The 12154-nt window shown below is 63.8% G+C and carries 12 protein-coding genes; 8 read left to right on the forward strand and 4 right to left on the reverse strand.

Going from position 1 to position 12154, the window contains the following annotated elements; translation table 11 throughout:
* Positions 1-11: 11 nt before the first annotated feature.
* A complete protein-coding gene (locus tag QZT63_RS12685; RefSeq protein ID WP_290651713.1) occupies positions 12-1256 on the forward strand; it encodes an ammonium transporter in 1245 nt (414 codons plus the stop codon).
* A 73-nt stretch (positions 1257-1329) separates the two neighbouring features.
* Here QZT63_RS12685 and QZT63_RS12690 read toward each other — a convergent pair whose 3' ends face one another.
* The gene (locus QZT63_RS12690) at positions 1330-2649 is read right to left on the reverse strand and encodes a short-chain fatty acid transporter (protein ID WP_290651714.1); all 1320 of its coding nucleotides are present in this window, start codon (positions 2647-2649) and stop codon (positions 1330-1332) included.
* A gap of 198 nt (positions 2650-2847) precedes the next feature.
* Between QZT63_RS12690 and QZT63_RS12695 the strand changes: the two genes are divergently transcribed.
* Both QZT63_RS12695 and QZT63_RS12700 read left to right on the forward strand, forming a co-directional pair.
* Entirely contained in the window at positions 2848-3156 is a 309-nt protein-coding gene (locus tag QZT63_RS12695) for an antibiotic biosynthesis monooxygenase (protein ID WP_290651716.1), read from the forward strand.
* A 247-nt stretch (positions 3157-3403) separates the two neighbouring features.
* Positions 3404-3583, forward strand: coding sequence for a hypothetical protein (locus QZT63_RS12700; protein ID WP_290651718.1), 180 nt, complete (start codon positions 3404-3406; stop codon positions 3581-3583).
* Between the two features lie 138 nt (positions 3584-3721).
* Here the strand turns inward: QZT63_RS12700 and QZT63_RS12705 are convergent, their stop codons facing one another.
* Entirely contained in the window at positions 3722-4891 is a 1170-nt protein-coding gene (locus QZT63_RS12705; protein ID WP_290651720.1) for an alpha/beta hydrolase, read from the reverse strand.
* A gap of 148 nt (positions 4892-5039) precedes the next feature.
* A complete protein-coding gene (locus tag QZT63_RS12710; RefSeq protein ID WP_290651722.1) occupies positions 5040-5492 on the reverse strand; it encodes an HIT family protein in 453 nt (150 codons plus the stop codon).
* 282 nt (positions 5493-5774) lie between these two features.
* On the opposite strand from QZT63_RS12710, the gene QZT63_RS12715 reads away from it, so the two are divergent.
* Both QZT63_RS12715 and QZT63_RS12720 read left to right on the forward strand, forming a co-directional pair.
* On the forward strand, positions 5775-6923 hold the full coding sequence (locus QZT63_RS12715) for a flagellar motor protein MotA (protein WP_290651724.1): 1149 nt from the start codon (positions 5775-5777) through the stop codon (positions 6921-6923).
* On the forward strand, positions 6892-8226 hold the full coding sequence (locus QZT63_RS12720; protein ID WP_290651725.1) for a peptidoglycan-binding protein: 1335 nt from the start codon (positions 6892-6894) through the stop codon (positions 8224-8226). The genes QZT63_RS12715 and QZT63_RS12720 overlap by 32 nt, the downstream gene beginning before the upstream one ends.
* On the opposite strand, the gene QZT63_RS12725 is transcribed toward QZT63_RS12720, so the two are convergent.
* Positions 8213-8725, reverse strand: a complete 513-nt coding sequence (locus QZT63_RS12725; protein WP_290651727.1) for an alpha/beta hydrolase — start codon at positions 8723-8725, stop codon at positions 8213-8215. The genes QZT63_RS12720 and QZT63_RS12725 overlap by 14 nt on opposite strands.
* 187 nt (positions 8726-8912) lie before the next feature.
* Between QZT63_RS12725 and QZT63_RS12730 the strand changes: the two genes are divergently transcribed.
* The 3 genes from QZT63_RS12730 to QZT63_RS12740 form a co-directional block, all read left to right on the forward strand.
* Complete coding sequence (locus QZT63_RS12730; RefSeq protein ID WP_290651729.1) at positions 8913-9572, forward strand: TetR/AcrR family transcriptional regulator; 660 nt, start codon at positions 8913-8915, stop codon at positions 9570-9572.
* Between the two features lie 60 nt (positions 9573-9632).
* Complete coding sequence (locus QZT63_RS12735) at positions 9633-10685, forward strand: metal-dependent hydrolase (RefSeq protein WP_290651733.1); 1053 nt, start codon at positions 9633-9635, stop codon at positions 10683-10685.
* A 102-nt stretch (positions 10686-10787) separates the two neighbouring features.
* Positions 10788-12154, forward strand: a 1367-nt coding sequence (locus tag QZT63_RS12740) for an MFS transporter (protein WP_290651731.1), incomplete at its 3' end; no start/stop codon positions are given.

A 12154-nucleotide genomic window follows, 5' to 3' on the forward strand; every position in this document is an offset into this window, starting at 1 on the left:
GGATGATAACAATGGATCAAGTGATCGAAGTTGCCTACGCGTTGGACACCTTCTATTTCCTGCTCTCCGGTGCGCTGGTCATGTGGATGGCAGCCGGCTTTACCATGCTCGAGTCGGGCCTGGTGCGTTCCCGCAACACAACCGAGATTCTCACCAAGAACGTGGCGTTGTACTCCATCGCCTGCATCATGTATCTGTTCATCGGCTATCAGGTCATGTATGGCGGCTCGCCGAGCGGTATCTTCCCGGCGCTGGGGTTCGGACTGGATGCCGACAACAGCGTCGCCGACGTGCTCGGCAGTGACGGCGAGATCTACTACTCCAACACCTCGGATTTCTTTTTCCAGGTGGTCTTTGTTGCCACGGCCATGTCGATCATCTCCGGCGCGGTGGCCGAGCGCATGAAACTCTGGAGTTTTCTTGCCTTTGCGGTGGTCATGACCGGCGTGATCTACCCGGTGCAGGGATACTGGACCTGGGGCGGCGGCTGGCTGGATCAGCTCGGGTACGCCGACTACGCCGGCTCTGGCATCGTGCATATGACCGGTGGCGCGGCGGCGCTGGCGGCCGTGCTGATCCTCGGGCCGCGTAAGGGCAAGTACGGGGCAGATGGCAAGGTACGGGCCATACCGGGCGCCAACCTGCCGCTGGCGACACTCGGGACGTTCATCCTTTGGCTCGGCTGGTTCGGCTTCAACGGGGGGTCTGAGCTCAAGGTCTCGGACGTCGAATCCGCGAACGCCGTGGCCCTGGTGTTCACCAACACCAACATGGCGGCCGCTGCGGGCCTGGTCGCAGCGATGCTGCTGAGCCGTGCTTTGTACGGCAAGGCCGACCTGACGCTGATCCTCAACGGCGCCCTGGCGGGACTTGTGTCCATCACGGCGGGTCCCGATGTGCCCTCCCACCTGCTTGCCGTAATCATCGGCGCGCTCGGCGGTTTGCTTGTCGTTTTCTCCATCGTGTTCCTGGACAAGCTAAAGATCGACGATCCGGTGGGGGCCATCTCCGTGCACGGCACTTGCGGCATTTGGGGCGTGCTGGCGGTGCTGCTGTGGTCCGACGACGCCACGATTGTTGCCCAGCTGGTGGGCCTTGCCAGTATCTTCGCCTGGGTATTCGGGGCGAGCCTGGTTCTCTGGCTCATCCTCAAGCTGGCTATGGGCATCCGCGTCACCGAGGAGGAAGAGGTCCAGGGCCTGGATCTCACCGAGTGCGGTATGGAGGCCTACCCGGAGTTCAACGGCAAGCAGTAGGTCGTTTCCACGGTGTAAACGAACAACGGGCGCCTGTGGCGCCCGTTGTTCGTCCCCCCTGGAAAGCCATCGCTTACGGCAGGAACATAAGCCCCAGGCCGATAATCACCCCGGTCACAACCAGGTTGATCAGGCAAAAGCCCATGATGTCCTTCGCGTTGAGACCGGCAATGGCCAGTGCCGGCAGCGCCCAGAACGGCTGAATCAGGTTGGTCCAGGCGTCCCCCCAGGCCACGGCCATGGCGGTGCGCGCGTTATCCACCCCCAGCTCGATGCCCGCGGGGATCATCACCGGCCCCTGCACGGCCCATTGTCCGCCGCCGGAGGGCACAAAGACATTGACGATGCCCGCGCTGAGGAAGGCGAAGAGCGGAAACGTTGTCTCCGTGGAGATGGCGACGAAGGCCTGGGAGAATGTCTCAACCAGCCCGGAGCCGGCCATCATGCCCATGATGCCCGCGTAGAACGGGAACTGGATGATGATGCCGCTGGCGCCTTTCACGGCGTTGCGCACCGAGTGCAGAAAGAGCGACGGGCGGCCGTGGAGCATGATGCCAAGCGTGAGGAAGGTGAAGTTCACGATGTTGAGGTTGAGATCCGCCTGTCGCGAGAAGAAGTAGTACAGGATAAACACCAGCCCCATGATGCCGATGGCCTGCGCGAGGATGATGCTGTTCTCAACCCGATCAGCCGGGCGATCCCACGACAGTGATGGCTGCTCCTCCTCACGCTCCAGCACCTTTGGATCGACCGTCACCGAATCCTCCGGCTTGGGCATCATCAAGCGGCACATCAGGGGAATAACGACAAGCATGATCAGAACGAGCAGTAGGTTCATGGACGAGAAAATGGTCTGCCCGGTGCCGATGATGCCAATCTGCTCTTCGAGGAAATGCCCATCCGTGGCGACCACCAAGCCGATGGAACTTGCCAGCCCCCCGTGCCAGACGATAAAGCCGCTGTAAGCACTGGCAATCAGGAGGCGGTAGTCCACCCGTGGCACAACCTGTGCCAGCTGACGGGCGAACAGCGCCCCGATTACCAGGCCAAAGCCCCAGTTGATCCAGGCGGCGACGATGGATACCAGGGTGACCATGATGATGGCCTGCCCCGGGGATCGCGCCAGCTTGGCCAGGGTCTGCAGGATCATCTTGAACATGGGCGTGCTGGCGAGCACGAAGCCGGTCACCAGGACCAGCACCATCTGCATGGCGAACTCAAGCAGGTTCCAGAACCCGTCGCCCCAGTGTTCCACCATGGCCATGGGGCTCTCACGCTCGATGCCCATGCCCATCGCAAACACCACGAGGGTGAGCAGCAGCACGAAGATGTAAGGGTCAGGTAGGTAGCGCTCCATGAGACGCACGGAGGCGTTGGTCACGCTTCGGAACATCGGCTTTCTCCCCCAGGTTTGTTATCGCCGTGTGGCCGGTGCCGGTCACCACTCCAGTGTAGAGAATAGGTCCCGAAGCCCGGGGCCGTCCATGTCCCGCTCGGGCAATCACGCAGCTGTTGACACAGCGTGTGACCACGGTCGTTACACTATGACGACCCGGACGACCATTCACCACTGAACAGTGAGGTGTGCTTTATGTTCATCGCCATGAACCGCTTTCGAATCCATAAGGGTTGCGAGGAGGAGTTCGAGCGGATCTGGGCCGAAAGGGACTCCCAGTTGAACTCGGTTCCTGGTTTTATTGCGTTCCACCTGCTACGCGGACCCGAACACGACGATTACACGTTGTATGCCTCCCATAGCATGTGGGCGTCCCGAGACGCGTTCGATGCATGGACGCGCTCCCAGGCATTCCGTGATGCCCACCGGTCAGCGGGTGACCACCGTCATGTCTACCTGGAGAGTCCGGCCCTGGAATGTTTTGACGTGGTTCAAAAGGGCTGAGTCGCGCGGATCCACCACAACGACCGGAGCTTGCGAGGGCCATGGCATCGAAGGTCGCGAGGTCAGGTTGGTTCAGGTCCAATGAATCAGGCAGCTCCGCTCAGGCGCTGGCGAGGGCAATGACGGCGAGGCTGGAACCGAGGCCCAGGGCTTGCCATCTTGGGTTTATGAGCCAATCATTGCTGCCTGTCCTGCGCTTTCAGCATGATTGCCGCGGACGGTTCGTGCGCATTCGTCGGGGTACGCCATGCGGCTTCTCGTGAATCCTTTTATTATTGGCGCGGTGATCGGGTACTTCTGGGGCTACCAGAGCTTGGCCAGCGCCGTGGTGGGTGTGTTTCTGTTTGGCATACCACTATGGCTCATCGGCGGCGCGACGATACAGTACCTGGTGTTGAGGAAGCGGCGGCGCGAGGAGCAGCAGTAGCTGCACCCGCGCACGACGTCTGCCTCGTTCAGCGAGCACATGCCAAACCCCGACCGGGTTCGGTTCGGCAAGGAAAGGGTCGAGATGGCCGCAAATGGCGACGGCGATCCGCTCAGCCTGGGTTGCCGCATGGCAGGATCACGCTGTCCTCAGTCGCCGAGCCTCCTCGAAGAATGTGAGCAGGTGCGCCGTCACCGCCTCGGGCTGCTCCTGCTGCACCCAGTGACCGGCGCCCGGAATCAGGTGACAGCCCAGCATGCGCGTGCAGGTGGTGTCGCGCATGCGCTCGAACCGGCCGGGAAACTGGTAAATGCCCCAGTCCTTCTTGCCGGCGATGAAGCATGACGGCATGTCCACGGTGCGGCCGGAGACGATGTAGAGCTCCCTCTGGAATGCCGGTTCGGCAAAGGCCCGATACCACTGCAGGGCGCCCTGAAACCCGGTTCGGCAGAAGGTCTCCGCATAGACCGCCAGTTCAGCGTCTGGCAGCCATTGGCAGGCGGCGATCTGCTCCGGCGTTGGCATCTCCGGACCCACCGTCTCCGGCATGGTCTTGTCCTGCTGCATCACGTAGTAACCGGGGAGTGTCGCCAGCTCGGATGCCGTCAGCGCCTGCAGGGGAGCAGGCGCATTACCCGGCCAGTCAGCGCTTTTGGTGTGGAAGTAGGCGCGCAGGAACGCGTGCACCCCCTGCGGTGCCGCGAGCATGTCGGCAGCGGCCTGCCGGGAACGGAAGTAGTGCTGGTAGTGCTTGCGCGGCGGGTCCAGGGCTGCCAGCGTCGCGCTGATATCGGTCCCGTGGGGTTTGGCGTTGTCTCCTTGCTGCTCCGCTGTGTCGAACGCAAACGCGGGCGGCCCCGCAAAGGGCGCGCTCATGAAGGCCACCGAGCGGAACACGTCCGGCCGGGCCAGGGCGCAGTACCCGGCCACGGTGGAACCCATGTCGTGGCCGACTACGGCGTCGACCGTGCGGTAACCCAGCGCGGCGACCAGGCCCATTGCGTCGCGAACCAGGCTGAGCTGGGTATAGCTCGCCAGGTCGCCGTCGTAATCGCCGTCCCAGCCGGTGGTGTGGCCGAAGCCGCGCTGATCCGGGGCGATGACGTAGAACCCGGCCTGCGCGAGCCGTACCAGGACCTTGCGCCAGCTGTAGGCGAGCTCGGGGAAACCGTGCAGCAGGAGAATGAGCGGATCGCCGCGGTGGCCGGCCTCCAGCAGGTGCATGGTGAGCCCGTGGCCATTATCCACATGGCGGGTTTCAATGCCTGCGGGAAGCGCCGGCGTTTCGGTAACGCGCTGCTGACTCATGTGGGCCTCATTATGCATCTCCAACGCCCGTGTTCTCTAACGACGTCCAAGGTGTTCGGGTCGCGGCTGGGGTGCCGCGTCGGCCCGCACCAGCTTGTCATCCACGCTTCAAGCACTTGTTGTCCGGGCCGGGGCGAGTCAGGCACCCTCACTCGTTTAGCGCCGGCAACGCCGCGGCGAGCCGCATGGCTTCGCCGTCCAGTCGACCCCGCCCGGCTCGTCGCTGCAGCGCCGGGAGTGCCCGCCTCGCCAGCCCCCGAGCCACGTGCCCCAGGTCGCCCCGCCGGCGTGGAATGAGATGCACGTGGGCGTGGGGGACGGTCTGGTTCGCCACGGGGCCATCATTGAGTACCAGGTTGGCGCCAGCGCACTCGTACGTGACCCGTTGCGCCCGCATGACGGCCTCGGCCACCGTGAACACATGATGACGCAGCTCCGGGGGTAATTCTCGCAGGTATTGATGATGTGTTCGCGGGATCACCAGGGCGTGACCCGTGGTCAAAGGGTGGAGATCCATGATGACAATGCAGTAGGTGTCCTGGTGCACAATGCTGGCGCGTTCGCGATCGGCAACGATGTTGCAGAAGACGCAATCCTCCATGGCGGTAACCCCCTGGTTTGCAGCACATTTCTCTACCCGTGATTGCCCTGCTCGGTGCTTGGTCGCGGCGGATGGATCAGGGTTTTCCAGGATCCTGTCTCGTCATTGGTCATGGTCCGCAGGCTTACGAGTACGCCGAATGATGCCTCGCGAGCGCGAAGGAGCATTCAGCCGCTCCTCGACGAACCCCCGGATTGTCCCATTTCATTGTATGGTGGGGAAAACGTGGGTCACCCTGCGCTGCGGGATCGGGCAGGTGAGTAGGACAAACGGGAGGCGCGAGTGAGAAAACCAGGCCGCGTGCTGTTATGGATCGCACTGTTTCTCATGGGAGTGGCCGGCGTCGCCGCGCTTTTACACATCAGGCTGGCCGACGCCTTCATGGCGAACCCCGTTTTCAACGGCATGATCCTCACCGTGCTGCTTGTGGGCATCATGATCAACGTTCGGCAGGTGGCCGTGCTGGGGCCGGACGCTGCGTGGCTGCGCGCGTGGCAACGTGGCGCTGAATCGCTGCCGCCGCCACCGGGGCGCGGAATGCTGGGCTCACTGGGGCGGATGCTCCAGGAGCGGGGCGATAACCTGCAGCTATCCACCATGAGCATGCGCGCCTTGCTCGACGGCATCCGCTCGCGCCTGGATGAGGCGCGGGATCTATCGCGGTATTTCATTGGCCTGCTCATTTTTCTCGGGCTGCTCGGTACGTTCTGGGGATTACTGGATACGCTCGGCGGCATTGGCCGGGTCATCAGTGGTCTCAGCGTGGGTAGTGGCGATGCAACCGAACTCTTCGAGCAGCTGCGCACCGGCCTCGAGGAACCGTTGGCCGGCATGGGCACGGCGTTCAGCTCCTCGCTGTTCGGGCTGGCCGGGGCGCTGGTCCTGGGGTTCGTGGATCTGCAGACCGGGCATGCCCAGAATCGCTTCTACAACGATCTGGAGGAGCAGCTCTCGGGGCTGACCCGGTTTAGCTCCGGCCCACTCGCGAACGTTGAGACCGAGCACAGTGTCCCATCGTATATACAGGCGCTCCTTGAGCAGACGGCCGAGAGCCTGGATCGTCTGCAACGGCTGGTGGCCCGACGCGAGGAAGAGCGCCGCAGCGCCGAAGAGAGCATCGCCACGGTCACCGGCCAGGTGGCGGAACTGGCGGAGCAGATTCGCAGCGAACACAAACGCATGCTCCACCAGGCCCGCGGGCAGATGGAGTTGCAGCCGGTGCTGCAGCGGCTGGCGGATGCCCTGGGCGAGCGAACGGAGGATGCGGAGAAGCTGGACGAGCGGCTGCGTGTTCTTGATGGCAGCCTGCACCGGCTGGTGGATGAGCTCCACAGCGAGCGCACCGAGCTGGCCTCGGAATTGCGTGACGAGATCCGGCTGTTGACCCGGACTGTGGCCCGTGTCACGGGGAGCGACCCTGGCGAGCGGTGACGACGACGTGTTCCCGGAACGACGCAATCGCAGCAGTGTGAATATCTGGCCAGGCTACGTGGACGTATTGGCCACGTTGTTGCTGCTGTTTGTCTTCGTCCTCAGCCTATTCATGGTCGCGCAGTATTACCTGACGGACACTTTGGCCGGACGGGAGGCGGCGCTGGCCCGGCTGGAGACTGAACTCCGGGATCTGGGCGATGAGCTGGCCATGGAGCGGGAGGCCCGGGAAGAGCTGGAGCTGGATCTGGCCGTATCCATCGCCGAGCGCGGTGCCCTGCGTGAGGAACTCACCACGGCACGCTCGCGCATCGGTGAGCTTGAGGAGGATCTCGCCGAGGCGGAGGCCACCATGGAGGCGGACGCCGAAATCATCGAGCGCCAGGCGGCCGAGGCCGCCAGCCTGCAGCAGGACCTGATGGCGCTGCGCGAGCTCCGTGACGAGCTCGAGGCCGAAGTGGGCGAGCTCGCCGCCGCCCGGGAGGAGGCCGAAGAGGACGCAACGGCGGCGCGTGATCGCAGCCGGACGCTGGAGGCAGAGCTCGCCCACGCCGAGGAACGCACCCACCTGGCGCAGCAGGAACTCGAAGAGCGCGATATCGCGTTGCGCGATCTGCAGGCGCTGATCGCGGAGCAGCGCCGCGCCCTGGAGGACGAGGAACAGCTCACAGAGGCACAGCAGTCTCGCATCGACCGCTTGAACCGCCAGGTGGACGCCCTGCGCCAGCAGCTGCGTCGCGTCACGGTCGCACTACAAGTCTCCGAGGAGACGGTGGCCCAGCGGGAGGAGGAGCTCCAGGATTTGGGGCGTCGCCTTAATCTCGCCCTCATCGAGCAGATCCACGAACTCAGCCGTTACCGCTCTGACTTCTTCGGCCGCTTGCGTGAGGTGCTCGGCGAGCGGGAGGATATCCGCATCGAGGGGGATCGTTTTGTGCTGCAGTCCGAGCTCTTTTTTGACACAGCCTCGGCGACGCTCGACGAGGCGGGCCATGATCAGCTCGACGAGGTGGCCTCGACGATACTTGAGTTGCAGGACAACATTCCCGATGGGATTCCCTGGGTCCTGCAGGTGGAGGGGCATACCGACCAGCGCCCTATCAGCACTGAGGAATTCCCGTCCAACTGGCATCTGTCCACCGCCCGCGCTCAGGCGATCGTGGACCGCCTGATCGACCAGGGTGTCCCACCGGAGCGGCTCTCACCCGCGGGGTTCGGGGAATATCATCCTATTGCGGACGGTACTGACCCCGAGGACCTGCGCCGGAACCGCCGGATCGAGTTGCGGCTCACGCAGCGGTGAGGCAAAGGCACTCTTCGATAAACGCGTCGAACAGTGTGCACACCCACGGCAGTGCACTGGTTAACGTATGCTCGCTGTCCACCAGGTGCAGCCGTGTCCGGTGCCGCCGTGCCCAGCCGATGGCGACATCCGCGGGAATGATCTCGTCATCCCAGCCGTGCACCACGTCCACCAGCGCCGCCTTTGGCGTGGTGTCGCCGGCGTAGCCCGGGATGTCCACCGCGGGCGCGAGCAGGAACAGGCCCCGGGGGTTGAGTCGAGCGCTGGCGACCGCTGAGACGTAAGCGCCCATGCTCGAACCCACCAGGATCAGCTGTTCGCCTGCGGGTAGTGGTTGTTGCAGCAGGTAGCCAACCCGCTCGTCCGGATCCATGGTGAACTGGTAATCTGGGCTGACAACAGCAAGATTGTGCCGCCGCGCGACCTCAGCGAGGGCGGTGATCTTGCGGCCCCAGGGGCCGCTTTCCTTGCCGTGGGCAAAGCACACAGTTGTGGTCATCGGGAAACCTCCTGTGGGTGTGTCGGCGTGGCCGTATGACCGGAGTCCCTTGGTGCTCCGTGTGCCCGGCGGCTGGAGTACCAAGCCCACTCAGGCCTGGAACGTGCGGGCGGCAGGCCGGTCAACAAGACGGAGTCCTTGACTGGTTATACTGGGTAAAAGCGAGATTCCACAAGGGAGGCGCGTTATGCGGATTAGTCGAGAGGCCATCGTGGATACGGCGCTAACGTTGGCCGAACAGACTAGCTGGGAAGAGGTGCGTTTACACGACGTCGCAGCACACCTGGGGACGGATCTGACCGCCATTCAGGCGCATTTCCGCGAAAAAGAAGAGCTGGCAGATGCCTGGTTCGACCGGGCCGACCAGGCCATGCTGGAGGCCGCTGCCGATCCTGCAGTCCAGGCGCTGCCATCGACCGAGCGGCTGCACTGCCTGGTCATGGCTTGGCTCGAGGCGCTGGCGCCGCATCGGCGGGTGACCGGCCAGATGATCAAAGGCAAGCTCGAGCCTGGGCACCTGCACGTGCAGATTCCCGCTGTGCTTCGCATCAGTCGCACGGTGCAGTGGCTGCGCGAGGCGGCTCACCGCGATGCCAGCGGAATACACCGGGGGCTTGAGGAGACCGTGTTGACCAGTATCTTCGTCACCACGTTCACCGGCTGGCTGTCCGATGATACCCACGACGTGCGGCGCACGCGCAGCCGTCTGGGAACACTGCTGCACGGTGCAGCCTCACTGGCCCGCTGGGTTCCCGGCTACCATCACCCACGCAATTTGACGGCGTTACCGAAACCGTCCGAACGGCGAGAAGAGGCGTACGCTGAAGTCACGGATGTGAGCGTCTGAGCAGGCGGCGCCGCGGTACGCGCGAGTCACTTAAGGTACTGACCTGTTAGGGGGACAGCTCTGGATACGCTCACCCATGCACTGAGCGGGGCGCTGGTCGGGCGTGCCACGGCACCACGCGCCCCGCGCACGGACCAGTTATCCTTGCGCGAGCGTACATGGATCGGGTTCCTGGCGGCGGCGGCGCCGGATATCGACTTCGTGTTGTTGCTCTTCGGCGAGATCACGTATCTCGAGAACCACCGCGGTGCGACACATTCGCTGCTGCTCATGCCGATCTGGGCCTGGCTGCTGGCGGTGGCCTGTGCAATTCTGCTGGGCCGGCGGTATCCGTGGCGCGCGTATTACGGCGTCATTCTGCTGGGGATTTTTGTGCACATCCTTGGCGACCTCATCACCAGTTACGGCACCCAGATTCTCGCGCCATTCAGTGACTGGGCGCCCGGGTGGAATACCACATTTATCATCGATCCCTGGTTCTCTGGCCTGATTGTGGCCGGGCTCGCGGCCAGCCTGTACTGGCGGCCGCGGACCGGGGCCGCACTCGGCCTGGCCGCGGTGACAGCCCTGGTGCTTTTCCAGTACACGCAATACCGCAGCGCGGTGGACTTGGGGGAGACGTGGGCTCGCGAGCAGGGCTTGACCGACTATGTCGCGCAGGCCTATCCGCAGCCCTGGGAGCCCTTCAACTGGATGGTGGTTGTCGACCGCGGCGAGCAGTATGCCATCGCCCGGGTCAACTTGCGGCGCGAGCGCGCGCCCCGCGACCCCGGCGAGGATGCGTTCTTTCTGTGGCAGCTCTGGGCCGCTTATCCCCCCGTGGACGAGATGCAGTGGCGCCGCCACACACAGTTTGGGCCCCAGGAGGTGGCCCCCCTGGCCCGGGAAGTTTGGGAACAAGAGGCCATGAAGTTCTTTCACTGGTTCGCCAATTATCCCGCCCTGCGGAGCGTGGACCGGCGCAACTATGACCAGTGCGTGGTTTTCAAGGATATGCGCTTCCAGCTGGAGGGTATGGACTCGCCGTTTCGCTATGGGATGTGCCGTTCGTCGCCGGAAGATGCCTGGGCGCTCTACCGCCTGGACGCGGACGGTGGGCGGCGCGCGCTGTGATGGACACGAGTGTCCCATGACCGGAATTCGATTACAGGACACTAGGCCCGCACGCCAACGCCATGCAACCATGGCGCCCGTTTCAGTGCCGCGGAGGCCCGCATGACTGCCACCGACAGCCCAAGGGAGGCACCGCGCAAGGAGCGTGCCCCAAGGCGCGAGATCTTTGGCTGGGCGATGTTCGACTTCGCCAACCAGGCGTACACGCTGCTGATCATCACCGTTGTCTTCGGCGATCTGTTCACCACGGTCATTGTCGGTGACCGCAACGATGACTACCGCCTCGGCAACCTGCTGTGGAGCCTGGCGCTGGCGGTAAGCTACTTTCTGGTGGTGGTCTCGGGGCCGGTGTGCGGGGCGGTCATGGATTACTCCGCCAGTAAGAAGCGCTTCCTGTTCGCCAGTTACATCGCCACGGTGATCGCCACGGCATTGCTGGTGTTCGTTGAGCCCGGCGACATCATGCTGGGGCTCATTCTCATCATTGCCTCGAACTTCGCCTACTCCATTGGCGAGAACTTCATCGCCGCGTTTCTTCCGGATCTTGGCCCGCCTGAGGATCTGGGTAAGATTTCCGGGTTCGGTTGGGCCCTGGGTTATATTGGCGGGCTGTTCGCCGCGGCGTTCACCCTCGCCTTTCTGGGCGATGCGACGGCCGAGAACTTCGATCGTATCCGCTGGGTCGGGCCCTTCGCCGCCGGGTTCTTCCTGCTGGCCGCGGTGCCCACCTTTGTGTGGGTAAGAGAGCGGGGTGTGCCGCGGCCGCTGCCCGCCGGGGCGAATTACGTCACCCTGGGGTTCCGGCGGGTGGCGGATACGGTGCGCGATATCGCGCGCTTCCGGGATCTCGCCATCTTCCTGACCTCCCTGCTGTTTTCCATGGGCGGGATCTACATCATCATCACCTTCGCCTTCATTTACGGCGCCCAGGTCATTGGCTGGGATGAGCACATCCGCAACATCATGTTTATCGTGGTTCAGATCGCCGCGGCCGCCGGCGCCCTTGGGTTCGGTGCCCTGCAGGATCGCCTCGGCGCCAAGCGCACCTATCTGATCACGCTCACGCTCTGGGTGCTGGCGATTCTCGCCATCTGGGGTACGCCACAGGTTACAGAGTGGATCAATGAGACCTTCGGCGTAGGCTGGGAGGCACAGCACCTGTTCCTGGTCGTGGGGTCACTCGCCGGCGTGAGCCTCGGCTCCAGCCAGTCCGCCAGCCGCACGCTGGTGGGGCTGTTTTCGCCGGAAGCCAAGGCCGCGGAATTTTTCGGTTTTTGGGGGCTGGCCAACAAGTTGGCGGGAATGTTCGGGATCGTCGCGCTGGGACTGCTGCAGACCTTGGTCGGGTTGCACGGGTCGATCCTGCTCTGCGCCTTCCTGTTCCTCGTCGCCATTGCTATTTGCGTACCCGTGGACCAGGCGCGGGGTCAGGAGGCGGCGCGGCGCTGGGATCGGGAGGAATTGGGCAA

The sequence above is a fragment of the Aquisalimonas sp. genome, from assembly GCF_007120195.1.
Taxonomy (GTDB): domain Bacteria; phylum Pseudomonadota; class Gammaproteobacteria; order Nitrococcales; family Aquisalimonadaceae; genus Aquisalimonas.

Bases quoted from the DNA above. Each gene is read 5' to 3' on its own strand.
- QZT63_RS12705 (WP_290651720.1), bottom strand. From the start codon at position 4,891: ATGAGTCAGCAGCGCGTTACCGAAACGCCGGCGCTTCCCGCAGGCATT.
- QZT63_RS12710 (WP_290651722.1), bottom strand. From the start codon at position 5,492: ATGGAGGATTGCGTCTTCTGCAACATCGTTGCCGATCGCGAACGCGCC.
- QZT63_RS12685 (WP_290651713.1), top strand. From the start codon at position 12: ATGGATCAAGTGATCGAAGTTGCCTACGCGTTGGACACCTTCTATTTC.
- QZT63_RS12690 (WP_290651714.1), bottom strand. From the start codon at position 2,649: ATGTTCCGAAGCGTGACCAACGCCTCCGTGCGTCTCATGGAGCGCTAC.
- QZT63_RS12730 (WP_290651729.1), top strand. From the start codon at position 8,913: ATGCGGATTAGTCGAGAGGCCATCGTGGATACGGCGCTAACGTTGGCC.
- QZT63_RS12700 (WP_290651718.1), top strand. From the start codon at position 3,404: ATGCGGCTTCTCGTGAATCCTTTTATTATTGGCGCGGTGATCGGGTAC.
- QZT63_RS12695 (WP_290651716.1), top strand. From the start codon at position 2,848: ATGTTCATCGCCATGAACCGCTTTCGAATCCATAAGGGTTGCGAGGAG.
- QZT63_RS12725 (WP_290651727.1), bottom strand. From the start codon at position 8,725: ATGACCACAACTGTGTGCTTTGCCCACGGCAAGGAAAGCGGCCCCTGG.